We start from the raw sequence: 16,695 nt of genomic DNA, 5'->3' as shown, positions 1-16,695 counted from the left end.
GTCAACGGCAGGGCCGCCTGCCTTCGTCGCCACTGCCCGTCGCGTGTCCGGGCGTCCGTGCCCGGTCGCGGGCGCACTATCGCCGCCGGTCCGGGCAACCTATATCCTTGCCCGACGGGGTCAAGAACGCCCCCGAGCGCCAGAAGAGAAATGCAATGCCCGACAATCCGTTCCCCCGTGCCACCGCCGTGATAGAACGGTCGGCGGTGGCGCTGACGCTGGCCGACCTCGAGGCGGAGGATTCGCCGCTGGTGGCGGCGAACGGCCGTTTTTCCGACCTCACCGGATATGCGGCGGCACAGGTCCTGGGGCGGAACTGCCGCTTTCTTCAGGTGCCGGGGGAGAACGCCACCGAACGGGCCGAGATCCGCCGCGCCATCGCGGAGCGGACGGAATTGCAGGTGATCCTGCGCAACCGGCGCAAGGACGGCTCCGAATTCGACAACCTTCTGTTCCTCAACCCGGTGCGCATCGGCCCCCATGCCTATATGCTGGGATCGCAGTTCGAACTGGCGGACCGCGCCGGCGCCCGTGACGGGGCACCCCGGCATGCGAACCTGCTGGCCGACGATATCGGCCGAATCATGGACAAGGCAGGCCAGCTGCAGATGGGATACCGCCGGCATCTGGCCGAGACGGCCACCTTCCTCGTCGGTCGCTGGGCGAGCTGACCCTGTCTCGGCGGATCGCACCGCCGCAGTGCGGCGTAATTCTGCCGCAATGCCGCGAAAAGCCCGTGACCCCGGGTCACCGCGCTTGACCTGCGGGGGCGGACATGCACGATGGCAGCGATTGAGCGACAGGCCGGTTCGGCGCCAGTTTGGCGCAAAAGACGTTGAATACAATCATTCGCATGGAGCGTACGATGGCGACCACAGACATTGCCGACAGTTCGGTCAGCGTGGTGCGTGAGCAGCTTGCTGGCATCCGCGAGATCGAGCGCAGCGAGGGGCTGGCCGCGGCAGAGCGCGCGCTGGTCGAATATATCCGCGGCGGCGTGCAATCGCACCTCGCCTTCATCGCGCTGGCCCGCGTGCTGATGAAGCAGCGCAAGTTTGCCGATGCCGCCCGCGCCGCGACCAAGGCGCGCTCGCTCGCCCCGCTGGAGCCGGAACCGCCGATCGCGCTCGGCATCGTCAGCATCCGGCTGAAGGAATTCGCGCAGGCGGCCGAGGCCTTCGCCGCCGCAATCCGCATCGACCCGAACAACGCCCGTGCCCATCTGGGTGCCGCGGCGGTGAAGATGGCGGACGAAAGCTATGACGACGCCATCGCGCTGTGCGAACGGGTGCTGGACCTCGACCCCTCGCTGGAACGCGCGCATGAGCTGATCGCGCGGATCCGCATGCGGCAGGGCCGCAAGGAAGACGCCATCGCCGAACTCAAGACCCTGATCGCCAAGAACCCGGGCAACCGCCGGGTGCTGCGCGCCTATGTGCAGCTGATGCGCAACGAGGGCCGGGGCGACGAGGCGATCTCGTTCCTCGAAAGCGATGTGGCGGCCAATCCCGACGACAAGGCCCGCGTCGCGCGCCTGTCGCTGGTCGCCGCCCGCGCCGGCCGCCCCGACATCGCCGTGCAGCAGTTCCAGCGCGTGATGGACGAAGGCAATGCCACCATCCTCGACCGGGTGCGCTATATCATGGCCCTGATCGCGGCCGACCGGATCGGCGAGGCGCGCAGCGCCATCTCCGAACTGGGCGACGTGAAGATGATGAAGCCGGTGATCGCCAAGCTGGAGGGCGACATCGCCCTGAAGGGCGGCGATGCCGAGGCGGCGATGACGCAGTACCGGCTCGCCTGCCGCGCGGCGCGGGTCGAACCGCTGCCGGAGGAGGAAGAGGCCGGCGCCGACACGCCCGAGGCCAAGGCCAAGCTGTGGCGCGCCCATGCGCTGAAGTCCGTCACCGACGCCTTCCGCCGCCGCCGCGCCGCCGCTTGACGGCCCCCTGCCGCAACGGGCCGGGCGTCTGCCCGGCCACCCCCTCCAGTGACCGCAGTGCGCGGGGACCATCATGGCCAAAGACCTGATCTACATCATCATGGACAGCTGCCGCTACGACAGCTACGTCCGCGCGAAGACCCCGAACATGGATCGCATTGCCATCGCCGAACAGCGGTTCAGCTATGCCTCCTGGACGGCTCCGTCGCATCACAGCATCTTCATGGGGCAGGTCGCGCATAACAGCCCGACGAAGATCCTCGCCTCCGAGGTGTACAAGAAGGAATTCGCCAAGTGGGTGCACCGGATCGACGTGCCCGACCTGTCGTTCAAGTCCTTCATCCCCGAACTCAGCCTGTCGAAGATGCTGCAGAAGATCGGCTATCGCACGACCGGCCGCGTCTCGATGCCGGTTCTGAACCCGCTGACGGGGTTCAGCCGGTTCTTCGACGACTACAAGCTGATGAAGGATCATAACGACTTCAAGGGCATGGTCGACGAGGTCAGCTTTTCGGCGGATCAGCCCAGCTATTACTTCATGAACCTCGGCGAAACGCATTACCCCTACATGCTGAAGGACGAACAGCTGCCCCGCATCTCGGGCGTGCATGGCGTCATGAAGGGCATGGACGAGGCGATCGCCCGGTCGGGCGACGTGCCGGACGAGGAACCGCAGTTCTTCACCATGCCGGAAATGCAGGCGCTGCACGACCAGCAGGTGCGCTGCGTCGAATATGTCGACAGCGTGCTGGACGAGCTGATCTCGAAGGCGCCGGTCGGCACCCATTTCATCATCGCCGCCGACCATGGCGAATGCTTCGGCGAGGGCGATTATTTCGGCCATGGGCCGGTCATGCACAACAAGGTGTTCGAGGTGCCCTTCCTCGAAGGCCGCAAGACCTGACGCCGCAGGATCCCCACGCCGGATCCTTACCCGGACTGAAAAGGCCCGCCGCATGGCGGGCCTTTGTCTTGCGGCAACGGCCGGCGCGTCAGGCGGCGCTGTCCACCTCGCCCTCCTCAGGCGCGGCGGTGCCCTCCAGCAGCAGCGCGCCGCCGTCCAGCCGCGCCAACCGCAACGGCCGGTCGGATGTGGCGACAACCTCGGCCTGCAGCGCGGGGGTGACGCGATGCAGCGCGGTCGCGCCCGCCGGTTCGGCCGTCAGCACCAGCAGGTCGGGCCCGTCCAGCGCCAGTTGCAGCGGGATCGACCGCGCCTGCCCCAGCAGGCTGCCCGGTCCGATCCGCGGCACCAGCAGCCGCGCGGGGCTTGTGCGCAACTCGCCCGCCAGCAGCACCGGCAGGTCATCGGGGCCAAGCGCCATCAGGTCGCCGGCGATATGCAGCCCCGGGATCGCGGCGCGCACGCCATCGTCCGGACCACAGGCCCAGACCGGCACCCCGCCCCAGATCAGCGCATCGGTCACCGCCGCATTGGTGCCATAGCGGCTGGCCCCGTCGCCGGTCAGCAGGTGCCATTCGCCATCCTGTTCCCGCCACAGGTGAAACCCGCGTTGCGGATCGTTCAGAAACAGCAGAACCCGCCCTTCGGCATCGGTCAGCATCGGCCCCGCCACCTGCCCGGGCAGCAGGTCCGGCCCCTTGCGCCCCGGCGCGCCGAAATCGCGCAGCGCGGGCCGCGTTTCCACCAACCGGGTCGTGCTGCCGCCCGCATCCATCAGCGCCAGCAACCGACCGCCGGTCATGGCGATGCGCAGCGGCACCTCGCCATCCGCCTCGATCACCTCCTGCCCGGCATCCACATGCAGCAGGATCTCGCCCGGAACCAGCAGCAGCGCGCCGCCCTGTCCGTCGGGCAGCAGGTCGCATTGCGCCGCCGCCGGATCGGCCGAGGTCCAGATCGGCTCTGTCCCGTCGGGGCCGGCCAGCGCCAGCAGCACCGCATCCTCTACCATCGGCGAGGGGCCGGCCAGCAGCACCTCGCCGCTGTCCAGCGCGCAGGCGGCGAGCGGCGCCGCCGGGCGGAACATGGCGGCGGGGTAGGTCAGGCCGGGGCGGGCGCGGGACGAACGAGCCATCACTGATATCCGAGGCAATTGGCCAGCTGGCGCAGATAGGCCTGCCGGGGTGCGTCGAGCCGGGTGCCGTCCTCGGTCGCGAAAAAATCGTCGAGCCGCCCGAGCCGCGGCTTGCCGGGGCGGAACTTCGGGCTGTCGATGAATTTCGGGTCGTTGCCGAAGGCCGCATTGACCGGCCCCAGCACCGCATAGGGCGATTCCTCGGGCCGCAGCATCGCGGCGATGGCCGCGTCATCGGTCCGCAGACCCAGCCATTCCGCCACCTGGCGCATGACGTTGCTGGCATCCGACAGCACATCCTCGCCGCGGATCCGCAGATACTGGCCCGGCGCGAGGGTCGAGCAGAAGTCGAGGATGTTGCGCTGCGTCACCGGCCACATGGTCATCGAATTGCGCAGCCGCACGTCCTTTTCCACGTCGCTGAGACGGGTCAGCTCGCGGATATATTCGTCCATCGACTTCTTCAGGTTCACCGGATGCCGGGTGACGTGGATATACATCGCATCCGGCCAGGCGCGGCGGATCCGTTCCATCGCCGGCGGCAGGAAGGTCACCGAGGGCGACTTTTCCAGGCAATACTTCGCCCCGGTCACCTCGGTCGCGCGGTCCATCACCAGATTGATGATGTCTTCGGACCGGGTGTTGGCGTTGTCTTCCAGAAAGTTCGCCGCTTCCAGCACGTTCTCGGCGGTCTGGCCGCCATAGACCAGTTCGGCCAGCGTGCGCAGCAGGCCGGGCGGGCCGAGGAAGCGTTCGCAGTTCCGCTCCCACTTCAGCGCCTCGCCCACCGTGTCGCGCATCATGATGTGCAGTTCGGGGAAGCCGTAGATCTCGGGGTGCTGGCCGATCATCGTCGAGACCAGCGACGAGAAGGATCGCGGCGGCGACAGCAGCATCAGCATCCGGGCCATGCGCTACTCCTTGCCGGCGGCGGAGACGGTCTTCCTGCCGGCGGCCGCCTTCTTGCCACCCGCGGTCCTCTTGCCTTCCGCAGTCTTCTGGCCGTCCGCGCCCTTCTTGCCGGCGGCGCGCGCCTTGCCCCCGGGCCGGGCCGCCGCCGCGTCGGACGGCGCAGGCTCGTCCGCCAGAGCCTCGGCCAGCGCCGTGGGCGGGGTCGGGTCCGGCGCGGTCTGCACGGGTTCCGGCGGCGCGGCCTCGACCTCGGTCAGGCGCTGCTTCAGTCGCTTCAGCAGCCCCTCCAGCCCCTTGCCGACGGAATCCACCACCGCCTTGCGCGCCTCGAGGTCGCGCTGCAGCATCAGCAGTTCCTCGCGGTCGCTGCCGTCCATCACCGCGAGGCTTTCGTTGTGCAGCTGGTCGCGCAGCGACCGCCACACCGCCGCCGCGCCGCGATGGGCCGCCTCTTCGGGCGTATGCATCAGATGCGGGCGCGCCAGCAGATCCTCGCGCAGATCGCCGTTCACCCGCAGGGTGCGGCGCAGGTCGCCCTTGCCCTTCAGGAAATCGGCATAGTCGGCCGAGAACGGGTCGCGGGCATAGAAGGCCTCTTCGTCCTCGGGCATGGCGTTCGGCGGCATGACCTGTTCAAGGAAGTCATCCCGCTCTGCCGAGAAATCGGCGATCGACGCCTGTGCGATGTCCAGCGCCACCGGAACGGCGCTGGACGGGAATTCGGCTGGACGACCGGGCGTGTCAGCGCGCGGGCCGGGTTTCTTCGCGGTCTTCTTCGTCATCGGCGCAGGCGATCCCCGTTGCCAGCGGTTTCTGGGCTCGTTCCGGCTTATTCGGCGGCGAGCGCGGTCACGCCCAGCGGTTCGTCGCTGAGACGCATGATGATGTCGCGCTTGCCATCCTCATAGGACCGGCGACCGTGCATCACCCGCATGTTGTCGACGATGGCCAGCCAGCCCGGCTGCCAGTCGATGTTCTGCGTCAGCGATTCACCGATGGCGTGGATCTTGTACATCAGCTCTTTCGGCAGTTCGGACCCGTCCTCGAACCGGACCTTGCTGTCCTGGATGCCCTCGATGTATTCGCGCGCCATCCAGACCAGAACCGAGTTGATGAAGGCGCGGCCGGCCGGCACGTCGTGATAGGCGTGGCAGACATGCAGCGTCTCGATCGTGCCGTCCTCGTGTTCGGTCAGCTGCACGCCGTTCTTGGCGCAAAGTGCCCGCACATGGTCGAGGCTGTCGGTCTTGTAGACCTTCTTCCAGGCATCGTCGTTGTAGATGCGGCGATAGGCCAGGCGCTTGGTCTCGAACAGCTCCTTCGCCTCGTCCGGCAGGGCCGCCCAGAACTTGATGCCGTCGCAGATCGTGGTCTGGCCGTTTTCGGAGGCCGGGTTGATGCAGCAGAAGAACAGCGTCTCCGGCCGCGGCAGGGTGTAGAACATCTCGCCATGCAGCGGGATCGCGTATTTCGCTGCCGATCCGCCCGTCACCGTCAGCACCGTCTTGCTGGCGCCATAGGCCGAGTCGCGGTCGTTGTTGGCGCCGCCCACATATTCCATGAAGCTGCCGGCCAGCCGTTCGGTCACGGCCACGAATTCGGCATGGCGAATGTCGCAGCCGGTGATGACGACGGCGCCGTAGGTCTTGAACGCGTCGACGATCGCCGGAAGGTCGAGCTTGGCCGGATCCTTCACGGCAGAGGCGTCGATCATCGCACCGGAGGTCAGGGGGGTGATGGTCATCGAGGGAGTTCCCGTCATGTGTTCAGTCGTCATTGCAAATCATCCTGAATGGGACCTTCAATCGTGACCGCAGCGTCCTCCTGGGTGGCTGCGCGGTCGGGTTCACACAATACTCATTCGGCCGGCATGGCAAGCGGGTAGCCCAGGTCCCGCGCCAGCCCTGCGACCTTCGGAAGCAGGGTGTCGCCGTCGCCCCGCCAGGGCAACGGCCGGTCGGCGCGGCCGGGGCTGCGCCGGTCGGCGGCGCGGCGCAGCGCATCGCCGATGGTCAGGCCCACGATCTCGAAATCCGTGCCGAAGGGCGCGGTATAGGGACCGGGCGCGGCATAGCCGGGCAGGCCGCCGGTTAGCATCGCCTGCACGGTCGCGGCATCCGCGTCGGCCCCCAGCCGGGTCAGCAGCCCGGTCAGCACCTCGCCCGGGCGTTCGACCAGCGCCTCCAGCTCGACCCGGGTGACGCGCTCCGCCGGCAGGTCGGCCAGCACCCGCCGCGCGGCATCGTTGGTGCGATACCAGGCGTATTGCGGGTCGAAGACCGGCGGCTGGCAGGACCAGTCGATCAGCTGTTCGCCGATCTCGAATACGTCCATGCAGGGCTGCAGCCGCCCGCGCCGGTCCCAGAAGTCGAGGCTGAGCGTGATCGACTGCCAGACCGGCAGGCTGACCGCGCGGCCCTGCGACAGGGGATCGCGGGTCAGGTGGATCACATGCGCCTGAGGCAGCGCATCGACGGCCCGGCGCATCGCCGGTTCGTTCTGCGACACCAGCGGCGAATAGTCGACCAGCCGGCGCGGCGCGACCAGCCCCCGCAGCCGCATGTGCAGATCCGCCGCGCTGTCGTCGCGGGCGTTGCGGCCCAGCCAGCGCAGCGCCGCCTGCACCGACTGCACCGTCTGTTCCGCCATCAGCTCCTGCCCCAGAAAGCGCAGCAGCCCGTGCATGTGGCTGTCGCGCGGGATGCGGGCATATTGGGCGAGTTGCCAGAACGCCTCGAAGGCCAGCACGTTCAGATGCGGCGCGCCGCAGAACCCGGGATGCATCCCCAGCAGCGAGGACAGCAGGCTGCCCCCGCTTTCGCGGGCCGCGAGGATCAGGACAGGAGGAGGAGTGTCGGACAAGCGTGCCTCAGGAACCGTTGAGCCGCATGAAGATGATGGCAGAGTCCTTCTTCGACGGCGTGCGCATCGTCGAGGGGCCGGCCTCCAGCTCGCCGCGGAAGCGCAGCACCTGCGCGAGGTAGCGGCCATCGGGCGAGACGCCCAGCACATCGCCGAAGGCGCCCGACCCGTCGCCCAGCGTGTCGGGCATGTAGACGAAGCGCAGCTCGCCGTCCGGGGTCAGCCCCGCCAGATAGCTGGTGGGATTGCCGGTGGGCGAGGACAGCTCGGTGATCTTGCGCTTGTTGTGGCGCACGGTGACCTTGCCCGCGACCAGGGCAGAGATCACCACGCCCTTGGCGTCGGCGCGAATCTCCGGCCCGGTGCCCGGGCCGCCGCCGCCGGCGCTGGCCACCCACATCGGTTCGCCGCTGCCGTTCAGCCGCAGCAGGAAATCGTCGCCGCGCTTGCCGATCGCCGGCACCTCGCGCGAGATCATGAAGGCCGGGCCGACATAGGCGCCCGCGACATAGACGGACCCGCCCGGGCCGGCCGCGATGCCGCGGATCAGGTCGGTTTCCCGGCCGCCGACACCCTTGATCCAGGCGAGCCGTCCCTCGGCCGTCAGCTTGGCCACGGCCCCGTCCCAACCGCCGCGCGACTCGACCCGCGTGTTGCCCGACCCGACCGAGCCCTGGAACTGGAAGCCGACGAACACCTCGCCGGCCGAATTGATGCCCATACCGCGAATCCGCTCGGCGCCCGGTCCGTTGAAGGGTGCGACCCATTTCACGCTGCCATCGGCGCCCATGCGGATCGCATAGGAATCGCGCCGGCCGCCGCCGAACCCGAATTGCTGTCCGTCGATCTCGACATCGCCTTCGGTGATCAGCGCCACCGCGATCTCGCCGCTCGGCAGCACCTCGATCTCGTTGCCGCCGTCGCCCTGCGGGCCGCCGAAGCTTTTCGCCCAGACCGGCTTGCCGTTGCGGTCCAGCTTGACCACGAACATGTCGGTCGCGCCGCGGTTGCGCAGCTCGCGGTCGCCGATCGTCACGCCCGCGGAAAACCATCCCGACAGGATGATGTTGCCCTGTCCGTCGGTGCGCAGGTCGAAGGTGTTCTCGTCGCCCGGTCCGCCGGCCTGCATTGCCCAGTTGATGCTGCGGTCGGGCGCGATGCTGGCGACGAAGATGTCGCCCTCGCCCTTGCTGGTGAAGGTGCGGTCGCCAAAGCGCACATCGCCCCGGAACACGCCCGACACGACGGTATTGCCGTTCGGGTCCACCGCGACGGCATCGACCTCATCCTCGTCGACATCGGTTTCGCCGACCGGCAGCGCCCACAGCACCTCGGGCCTGGAGCCGCCCGCGAATGCCTGCATGTCGTCTGCCGCGGCGGGCAATGCCGCCAGCAGCGCAAGTGCGGCCGCGGCCGCCCCCGTCACGATCGTTCCGAAGTGCCGAACCATATCTCGGTGCCTCCTCGCGGGTTGTCGTGGTATTCCCAGCGTCCCTTTTCGACCTGCACCGCCGAGCGCGGGCCGAACTGGTTGGTCGAGCCGATATACAGCCCTTGCGGCGTGGACAGCAGGTTGCGCACGCCGTGGTTATAGGGGTTCTCGAAGCCGGAGCGGGTGACGGGCACCCAGTTCTCGCCGTCGCGGCTGCGCCAGACGTCATAGCCGCCCCAGCCCTCGACGAAGGATTCCACGTCCATGCGGCGCAGGATCTGGGCGGCCGGCGAGTCGAGCTTGTCGAAATCGCGGTACAGCAGGAAGGACAGCCAGTCCTGCGTGCCGCAATACAGCCAGCCGTCATGCACGTTCTGCTTCCAGATCGAGCCGCAGAAGACATTGTTCCAGCCGGGCAGCATGCCGCTGATCGGCCCGCCGGGCACCCGGTTTTCGCCCATGATCACGTCATGGCTGCCGTCGGGGTTCAGGCGCACCAGTTCCGGACCGGCGGGGCCGACGCGGTTTTCCTTGTCGATCCCGCCCTTCTGGATGCCGGAGCCGACGAAGATGCAGTCGCGGAAGGCCGCCATCGACACGACGCCCTGGTTGAGCCGCCCGCGCCCGGCGCCATCGGACAGCACCTGTTCCCAGTCGTAGGGCGGGTTGCCCTCGGCCTTGGTCCGCCACAGCTGATAGCCCTTGGCGAGGTTTGCGGTCCCGGCATAGAGCCAGTCGCCCGAGGTGATGATCTCGAACACGCCAAGGTTGTTGCGGTCGCCGAAGCCGCGGGTATTGGCATGAACCCATGTCCCCATCCGCGGGTCGCGGCTTTCGAGGATGGCGGCGATGCCCGAGGCGTTCTGCCGTCCGGCGGTCGAGCCCGTGGGGCTGGTGAACAGCCGCCCCTTGAACGGCACCAGCGACCGGGTGGAGGTCGCGTCGAGCCCGCCGAGGCCGGGCGGCCCCACCGGCTCGAAATGCAGCCCGTCCTCGGTCCGCAGGATCTGCATCCCCTCGCCGCGCGACCGCGACCAGTTCGAGACGTAAAGGCAGGGCTCGTCGTCGCTTTCGCCCTGGAACACGCACATGGCGCGATAGCCGAGGTCGCGGCTCATCCAGGTGCCGTCGGTGCCATAGACCATCGGCGCCTGATAGACGCGCGTCCAGACGCCCACGGCGGGGTCCATGCGCCAGATTTCCGCCCGGGCCTGCACGGTTTCGAATTCGGGGGTGAAGACGCGGTGGGTCAGTTCCACCGGCCAGGCGTCAAGGCTGACATCCTTCATCCCGCCCTTGTCGCCCGCCCCCAGCAGCGCCATCGTCGCGCGCGATGTGCCGGCATAGACATAGCCTTTGAACCAGGCCATCGAATGGGTGTAGGCGTTGTAGCCGTCGCCGAAGCCGTTGACGTTGATCTTGCGGAAATCGGCGCGGCTGAGGCCACGGTTCGCGGCCTTGGGCTGGGCCGGCTTGACGAGCGCACCTCCGTCCAAATCCGATGCTCCCTTTCGCGCCGGCACATCGGCCGGATTCCGGGGCCATCGCTCACCTTCTGGCGGCCCGCCCCTGCGACGTTAAATCGACGAAATCATAACCTTTGGTAAAGCGCCGGCGGTTCAACAACCCGTGCCCGAAGCGACCATAGCCTTCCCCGTCGGGCCTGACAATGCTGCAGGGCAGCAAAGGGGCCTGCGGCGGCGCGGTTCCGCCGCAGGTTGTGCCGGTCACAGCGCCAGCAGCATCCCGCCCGCCGCAATGTGCAGCCGCCCGCCCAAGGCATGGAGATCCGCCGACTCGGGCACATCGTCGCCGAAGACGGTGGCGCCGATCTCCTCCCAGGTCTCGCCGTCCGTGCTGCGATAGAGGCTCGACCTGCCGCCCGCGCCGAAACAGGTCGCGGCGAAGAGGGCATCGCCCGTCCCGGCCAGCGCGATCCGGTCGCAATCGCTGTCGAAGCCGGGGCCGAACAGCGCCGCGGGCACCTGCATCCCCTGCCGGGAAAACCGCGGCTCGCCCACCAGCAGATCCCAGTCGCCGTCGCCGTCGAGACGCAGCAGTTCCGGCGCGACATGCGGCAGCGGATCTTCCGACTCGCAGCCCGTCGCCAGCAGCAGCGCGCCGTTCCACGGCTGGATCGCGGTCAGCCGCGCGTTCATGCCATAGCGGGCGGCACCCTCGTCCAGCCGCTGCTCCCACCCCTCTGCCGCGGGGTTGGCCATCGTCCACAACTGGAAACCCCGCAGGGGGTTCGAGGTCGCCAGCCACAGCCGGTCGTCCTCTGCCGCCAGGGCCGAGATGCCATCGTTGTCCGCGTCGCCCAGACCCGGTTCGCAGAAGGGCTGCCACGAGTCGGGCCGGGCCGGGTCATCCGAGACGATCAGGCTGGCCGGGGCAAAGCCGCCGCCGATCATCCCGCCCGCCGCCGGCCCCGTCGCCAGCGCCAGCCGTCCCGCCCACAGGCAGGCGGCACCGATGCCGCAGCGGAAGCCATGGCGCGGGCCCAGCACCACCTCGGCCGCGCCGGTGTCATCGACCGCCAGCACCAGCCCGCCGCTGTCGGCCGAACAGACGACGTAGAGCCGCGGCGCCGCGTCCGAGGTGCCCTGCATCCGGGCCATCGCCAGCACCGGCGCCGTTGCCGCGCCTGCCGGCAGGGTCAGTTCGGCCTCGGCCCCGTCGGCTTCCAGCCGGATCAGCCGCGACCGCCGCGCCGCCGCATCCCAGACGGCCACGACCAACGCGTCGCCTGCCTCGGCCAGCGCGGTGATCCGGCCCGGCCAGATGCCCAGCATCGCGGCCGCTCGCGGCCGTGCGGCCGGCTTTCGGTGAACCTGCGTCATCAAAATCTCTCCGGATCTAGCGATAGCCGTAAAATGCGGCAAGCCGGCGGGTCTGGGGCGAGAACGCGCGCTCGGGCGCCCAGTCCATCGGCGCGTCGAGCGTGGGCGTCTCCATCCGGGCCAGCCGGTCGAAATCGAGCGTCGGATTCTCGAGGAAGCCGGAATTGGTGCCATGCGGCGCATTGGCAGGCCCGGGAACGGAATAGGGCGAGTCCTCGGGATGCAGCATCGCCTCGATCGCCTCGGCATCGTCGCGGATGTCCAGCCATTCGCAGATCTGCGGCAGCCAGAACCGCGACTCGCGCAGCAGATCCTCGCCGATGATCCGCATCATCTGTCCGGGCGGCAGCTGCCGGCCCAGATCGTGGATCATCACATGGGTGTCGGTCCACTTCGCCTCATAGTCCAGCTCGCCGCCCAGCATCGACTTCAGCCGCATCAGCGCCTGCTGCCGCATCGCCTTCTGATGCGACAGGCCGCGGCTGCGGGGATGGCGCAGCAGCTGCAGGAAATGCGCCGAAGGATAGGCTTCGACCACGCGGTTGAGGCAATGGGCCTGAATGACGTTTGCGGGGCTTTTCTCGACAAGGATGCGGTCGCCCACCAGCTCCTGGATATGATCCATCACCTGCCGGGGGGTCATGCGGCGGTTCGCCTCCATCCAGGCCACGGCCAGATCCACCGTCTCTTCGGTCTGGGTGCCGTGATGCAGTTCGGCGATGGTCCGGCGCAGCCCGGGCAGCGCCCGCCGGCCCGAGGCGGAATAGGCGTCCAGCGCCTCGCCCAGCGTGTCGGCCACGAAGATCGACAGTTCCGGCAGGCCATAGCATTGCGGGTGCTGGCCGATCATCGCCGAGACGACGGACGAGAAGGATCGTCCCGGGCACAGAATGAACAGGGGTTGCGGCATCGGTCGTTCCTGATCTCGCACCCGGCCGTGCCGGCCGCCGGTGCAGGGAGGGCGAAGGACGCGGCGGCGGGTCCGCCGCGCCGGCTGTCACGCGGCGGTCAGGGCAGCCAGGACCACAACTCGACCCGGAAGAACCGCTCGATCACCCGGCCGAAGGCCTGCCAGACCGGGCGCTCCGCCGCCTCGATCTTGCCGAAGCCGGTCATGTTGCCCGCCAGCCGCCCGTCCGGGTTCGGCACCTCGACCTTCACGCGGATGATCTGGCCGAAATCGCGTTCCTCGGCGCGGGGGGCGATGGACCGGACGGTGCCCGCCAGCGGTTCGTCCGGCGCGCTCCACAGCCGCAATTCCGCGCTGGCCCCGATCTCCACCTCTTCGATATCGGTCTCAGGCACCTCGATCTCGACCATCACCACCCGGTTGTCCTCGAGCTCGGCGAAGAGCCCGCCCTCGGGCAGGAAGGCCCCGACCGGCACGGTGGACAGCGACCCGGCGATGCGGCCGTCCACCGGGGCGCGGATCTTGGTCTCTTCCAGCAGGCGCTGCAGATAGGCCAGTTCCTGGCGGTTGCCGTCGATATCGGCCTGCTGGGCGGCGGTCTCGCTCTGCCGCGCCTCGGACCGCACCTCGGCGAGGTTCGCCGCGGCGCGGTCGCGTTCGGCGATGGCCAGCTGATGCGCGCTGCGCGCATCTTCCACCGCCTTCTGCGACACCGCGCCGCTGGCGAACAGCGCCTCTTGCCGCGCCAGATCGCGCGCCGAGACCTCGACCGCGACCTCGGCCCCGGCGACGCCCTGCTGGGCCACCGCGATCTGTTCGGGGGTGGAACCGGCGATCAGCGTCGCCAGCTCGGCCTCCTGCCGCGCGATCTCGGCCTCGCGCACGGCGATGTCGCGGCGCAGGTCCCAGTCCGACAGCTGTGCCAGCATGTCGCCCTGCTCGACCCAGTCGCCCTCGTTCACCGCGACCGAGACGATCTCGCCCGCCGTGCGGGCGCGCACCTCGATCCGGTCCAGCGGCTGCACGATGAAATCGCCGCCCACCTCGAACGGATAGGGCAGCATGGCGACCCAGACTGCGCCTGCCAGCGCCGCGACCCAGAACAGCCGCGCCAGCCAGATCCGCCAGCGCGAGGGGCGGGCATGGCCGGTGCGCAGCACGCTGTCGAGCTCGCGCATCTGCGGCGACACCGCACCCCGGCGCGGGGCGGCCGGAACCGGCGCCTGCCGGGGCAGCGCCGGGGCCGGGACCGCGGCGGCGGTTGCTGCGGCGGCAGCTGCGGCGGCGGGGGAGGGCGAGGGTTGCGCGCGGCGGGCGGCGGGGTCGGTGACTGCAGCCGGGCCGGGCTCCGGCCGGGCGGCCGACGGTGCCACAGGTTCCGGCGCGGGCGCCGGAACCTCGGCATCGGCCAGCAGGCCCATCAGGTCGTCGTCCTCCTCGACGGGGGGCGCCGGATCGGGCTGCGGCTCCTCGAAGGCGGCGAGGATGGCGTCGAGTTCCTCCGACGAGGCGCCGCCCTCGGCCTCCGGCGGGTCGGGCAGGCGAGAGCCCCGCGCGGCGGCCCGCTCGGCGGCACGTTCGGCCAGGCTGCGCTGCGTCTTGGCCGCGGCGACGGCGGCGGCCAGCGGCGTGCCGGAAAACCGCGCCGGCGCGGTCGAGGTGCCGAGGATATCGTCCAGCGTCGCATCCATCGGCGCATCCGCGGCGGCGGCGGGCGCCTCCTCCTCGTGATCCCAGTCCGAGGGATGGGCGAGGTCCCAGTCCGGATCCTCGCCCGGCCCGCTCCAGACCGCCTCGTCCGCCAGCAGTTCCGACAGCGCCTCGGACCCGGTCGCGGCATCATCGGCAGGCGAGTCGGCCTCGCCGCCCCGAACCGGACCGGGGCGGCCCGCCCTATCCGCCCTGCGCGCCACCCGCGAACTGTTGCTGGCCATCTGTTCCTGACTTTCTGAAACGACTTCCGGAGATGAAATACGAAGGTAGGACTGCGCGTTCGCCGCGAGCGCCGGTTGCGGCGATGCTGGCCGCTTCGCTGCGCCTTGGCGAGGACCGGCCGCCGCGCCACTCTTGCGCCGCTTCCGATTTGCCCGAACGCTTAGCAGAAATGTCCCCACGCTGACCAGCAGCAGACAGAAGATGAAGACACCGGTGCCGCGGAACCGCTCTTCCAGGGCGAAGGCGATGGCGGTCAGCACCAGGTAGACGATGACGGCGGTGAAGACGATCGACGCCAGGGCATAGGTCATCAGCAGCCAGTATTCCCGGCGGGGCAGATCGGGCGGGATCGGACGGCGGGTGACGGTCATCCACAGCACCTGCATCGCGTGCGGGCGCAGCTTGGGCCGCTGCGTCGCGGCGGCCACCCAGTGATAGCCGTCCGCCGGCCACAGCGGGTTGGCGTTGAACAGGAAGGCCCCGAAGCCCACCGCCCCGACCGCCAGCAGCAGTTCCGACAGGCCGGGGGCCGAGCGGTGCAGCATCGTCCAGCCGAGAATCCCCCCTGCGAAGACCGACAACCGCGCCAGCAGCGGCGCGGCATAGCAGGCACGCTGGTTGCGGAAGGACATGCCGCGAATCGCCTGATGCTCGATGTAGAAGCGCGGCAGGAAGCCGAAGGCCAAACGGATGCCGAATTCGCGACTCTGCGCGCCGCACCAGTTCATGGTGATGCCTTGGGCCAGTTTCGCGCTCAGGTTGGCGGAAAACAGCCCAAGAAGCAGGTTCTGCAGGAACGAGAAGGTCAGCATCACCCGGTCCAGGTGATCGACAAGCTGATACCAGTTGAATGCTGCGGCGCAGCAGGCCAGAATGGCGGCGGGCCAGACGAGGCGCCAAAGGAAACGTAACGGCAGAAGGAGGGCCGCGAGAAAGCTGAACGGCAGCCGAGGGTCGAACAGCTTCAGCGAGAAGGGAACATGTGGAGCGGCATCCGACCGGCCCCGGGGGCCGGATCCTGCATCGGAACGTGCCGCTTCGCTGAAGGCCATAGGTCAATTTCCCGGCGAGAATCGATTTTGCGTGAACAGCTTGCACCGAACCCAGCTTGCTGTCTTGTGCCGAGATTGATACCATCGCCCCCGTTTTCGACAGGTAGAGTTAAAGTAAGTTTTCGTCTGACCCCAACTTCACGACCCGGCAGCATTTGATACCGAACGGATAGGGATAAGAACATGCCGAACTCCAATGGAATGGACGCGATGGCGTCGGTGGACGACCGCAAGCAGAAACGGCAAGCCCGCATGGCGGCCCTTGTCGGGCGCCGTGGCGGCACCGCAGCGAAGGTTTCGGGCGCGGAGGTCACCACCCGCGATCGCGCCAAGGGCTTTCTCACCGGTCCGGAAGGGCAGCAGCACCGCAAGTCGCTGGCCCGTATCTATCGCGTGATGACCGACACCCCCGCCGATGACACGGGGATGGTCGAGGGCACGCCCTTCAGCAAGGCGGGGGTCGCCACCCTGATCGCCACGCTGGACAAGCGCGCGGCGAACGAATCCGCCCCGGGCGCCAAGATGGCGGGGGCGCTGAAGCGCGTCCTGACCAACAAGGCCGAGGACGAGGGCGAATCGGTTCACGGCGTAAGCGTGGCAAAGCTTCAGAAAATTGCCGAAGTTCTGGGCAAGTTGAAACAGAAGCGCGCCGCAAAGGCCTGACAGGCTTTCCGGCGGCGCGGGCCGGGCGGATAGACCCCGGCCAGCAAGTATTAGTCTTCGCCCCCTGCCAAGGGGGCGTCGCACAAAATGTTTTGGATCGGAGTA

The 16,695-nt window shown here is 68.7% G+C and carries 14 protein-coding genes; 4 read left to right on the top strand and 10 right to left on the bottom strand.

The features are described 5' to 3' along the window. Nucleotides 1–155: 155 nt before the first annotated feature. The 3 genes from EEY80_RS04815 to EEY80_RS04805 all read left to right on the top strand — a co-directional run bounded on the left by EEY80_RS04815 (nt 156) and on the right by EEY80_RS04805 (nt 2,846). Complete coding sequence (locus tag EEY80_RS04815; RefSeq protein WP_126975431.1) at nt 156–671, top strand: PAS domain-containing protein; 516 nt, start codon at nt 156–158, stop codon at nt 669–671. Between the two features lie 194 nt (nt 672–865). Continuing rightward, on the top strand, nt 866–1,942 hold the full coding sequence (locus EEY80_RS04810; protein WP_164738138.1) for a tetratricopeptide repeat protein: 1,077 nt from the start codon (nt 866–868) through the stop codon (nt 1,940–1,942). Nucleotides 1,943–2,015: 73 nt separating this feature from the next. Then, on the top strand, nt 2,016–2,846 hold the full coding sequence (locus EEY80_RS04805; protein WP_126975429.1) for a sulfatase-like hydrolase/transferase: 831 nt from the start codon (nt 2,016–2,018) through the stop codon (nt 2,844–2,846). Between the two features lie 88 nt (nt 2,847–2,934). Here EEY80_RS04805 and EEY80_RS04800 read toward each other — a convergent pair whose 3' ends face one another. From EEY80_RS04800 to EEY80_RS04760, 10 genes are all read right to left on the bottom strand, one after another. Then, entirely contained in the window at nt 2,935–3,981 is a 1,047-nt protein-coding gene (locus EEY80_RS04800) for a hypothetical protein (RefSeq protein ID WP_126975428.1), read from the bottom strand. Further along, entirely contained in the window at nt 3,981–4,892 is a 912-nt protein-coding gene (locus EEY80_RS04795) for a sulfotransferase family protein (RefSeq protein ID WP_126975427.1), read from the bottom strand. Before EEY80_RS04795 ends, EEY80_RS04800 begins: the two co-directional genes overlap by 1 nt. Before the next feature lie 3 nt (nt 4,893–4,895). Continuing rightward, nucleotides 4,896–5,675 (bottom strand): hypothetical protein, encoded by a 780-nt coding sequence (locus EEY80_RS04790; protein WP_126975426.1) that lies wholly within the window; start codon nt 5,673–5,675, stop codon nt 4,896–4,898. Nucleotides 5,676–5,722: 47 nt separating this feature from the next. Further along, nucleotides 5,723–6,670 carry a TauD/TfdA family dioxygenase gene (locus tag EEY80_RS04785; RefSeq protein WP_126975425.1) on the bottom strand — a complete coding sequence of 316 codons (948 nt, stop codon included), beginning with the start codon at nt 6,668–6,670 and terminating at the stop codon, nt 5,723–5,725. Between the two features lie 80 nt (nt 6,671–6,750). Further along, nucleotides 6,751–7,755 carry a sulfotransferase gene (locus EEY80_RS04780; protein ID WP_164738137.1) on the bottom strand — a complete coding sequence of 335 codons (1,005 nt, stop codon included), beginning with the start codon at nt 7,753–7,755 and terminating at the stop codon, nt 6,751–6,753. 7 nt (nt 7,756–7,762) lie between these two features. Then, nucleotides 7,763–9,205 (bottom strand): hypothetical protein, encoded by a 1,443-nt coding sequence (locus EEY80_RS20000; RefSeq protein ID WP_164738136.1) that lies wholly within the window; start codon nt 9,203–9,205, stop codon nt 7,763–7,765. Continuing rightward, nucleotides 9,178–10,683 carry a hypothetical protein gene (locus tag EEY80_RS04775; RefSeq protein WP_126975423.1) on the bottom strand — a complete coding sequence of 502 codons (1,506 nt, stop codon included), beginning with the start codon at nt 10,681–10,683 and terminating at the stop codon, nt 9,178–9,180. The genes EEY80_RS20000 and EEY80_RS04775 overlap by 28 nt, the downstream gene beginning before the upstream one ends. Nucleotides 10,684–10,914: 231 nt before the next feature. Next, the gene (locus tag EEY80_RS04770) at nt 10,915–12,030 is read right to left on the bottom strand and encodes a hypothetical protein (RefSeq protein WP_126975422.1); all 1,116 of its coding nucleotides are present in this window, start codon (nt 12,028–12,030) and stop codon (nt 10,915–10,917) included. A gap of 16 nt (nt 12,031–12,046) precedes the next feature. Next, nucleotides 12,047–12,940: a sulfotransferase family protein gene (locus EEY80_RS04765; RefSeq protein WP_126975421.1), complete on the bottom strand. Its 894-nt coding sequence runs from the start codon at nt 12,938–12,940 to the stop codon at nt 12,047–12,049. A gap of 98 nt (nt 12,941–13,038) precedes the next feature. Continuing rightward, nucleotides 13,039–15,927, bottom strand: a complete 2,889-nt coding sequence (locus tag EEY80_RS04760; protein WP_126975420.1) for an HlyD family efflux transporter periplasmic adaptor subunit — start codon at nt 15,925–15,927, stop codon at nt 13,039–13,041. 210 nt (nt 15,928–16,137) lie between these two features. On the opposite strand from EEY80_RS04760, the gene EEY80_RS04755 reads away from it, so the two are divergent. After that, the gene (locus EEY80_RS04755; protein WP_126975419.1) at nt 16,138–16,590 is read left to right on the top strand and encodes a hypothetical protein; all 453 of its coding nucleotides are present in this window, start codon (nt 16,138–16,140) and stop codon (nt 16,588–16,590) included. The last annotated feature ends 105 nt before the right edge of the window (nt 16,591–16,695 follow it).

The sequence above is a fragment of the Frigidibacter oleivorans genome, from assembly GCF_003993775.1.
In the GTDB taxonomy this organism is placed as follows: Bacteria; Pseudomonadota; Alphaproteobacteria; order Rhodobacterales; family Rhodobacteraceae; genus Frigidibacter; species Frigidibacter oleivorans.
Note: the sequence above shows the minus strand (reverse complement) of the source record. Positions and strands in the feature narration are given on the sequence as shown.

Bases quoted from the DNA above. Each gene is read 5' to 3' on its own strand.
- EEY80_RS04805 (WP_126975429.1), top strand. From the start codon at position 2,016: ATGGCCAAAGACCTGATCTACATCATCATGGACAGCTGCCGCTACGAC.
- EEY80_RS04810 (WP_164738138.1), top strand. From the start codon at position 866: ATGGCGACCACAGACATTGCCGACAGTTCGGTCAGCGTGGTGCGTGAG.
- EEY80_RS04795 (WP_126975427.1), bottom strand. From the start codon at position 4,892: ATGGCCCGGATGCTGATGCTGCTGTCGCCGCCGCGATCCTTCTCGTCG.
- EEY80_RS04800 (WP_126975428.1), bottom strand. From the start codon at position 3,981: ATGGCTCGTTCGTCCCGCGCCCGCCCCGGCCTGACCTACCCCGCCGCC.
- EEY80_RS04760 (WP_126975420.1), bottom strand. From the start codon at position 15,927: ATGGCCTTCAGCGAAGCGGCACGTTCCGATGCAGGATCCGGCCCCCGG.
- EEY80_RS04815 (WP_126975431.1), top strand. From the start codon at position 156: ATGCCCGACAATCCGTTCCCCCGTGCCACCGCCGTGATAGAACGGTCG.
- EEY80_RS04785 (WP_126975425.1), bottom strand. From the start codon at position 6,670: ATGACGACTGAACACATGACGGGAACTCCCTCGATGACCATCACCCCC.
- EEY80_RS04765 (WP_126975421.1), bottom strand. From the start codon at position 12,940: ATGCCGCAACCCCTGTTCATTCTGTGCCCGGGACGATCCTTCTCGTCC.
- EEY80_RS04755 (WP_126975419.1), top strand. From the start codon at position 16,138: ATGGCGTCGGTGGACGACCGCAAGCAGAAACGGCAAGCCCGCATGGCG.
- EEY80_RS20000 (WP_164738136.1), bottom strand. From the start codon at position 9,205: ATGGTTCGGCACTTCGGAACGATCGTGACGGGGGCGGCCGCGGCCGCA.
- EEY80_RS04770 (WP_126975422.1), bottom strand. From the start codon at position 12,030: ATGACGCAGGTTCACCGAAAGCCGGCCGCACGGCCGCGAGCGGCCGCG.
- EEY80_RS04790 (WP_126975426.1), bottom strand. From the start codon at position 5,675: ATGACGAAGAAGACCGCGAAGAAACCCGGCCCGCGCGCTGACACGCCC.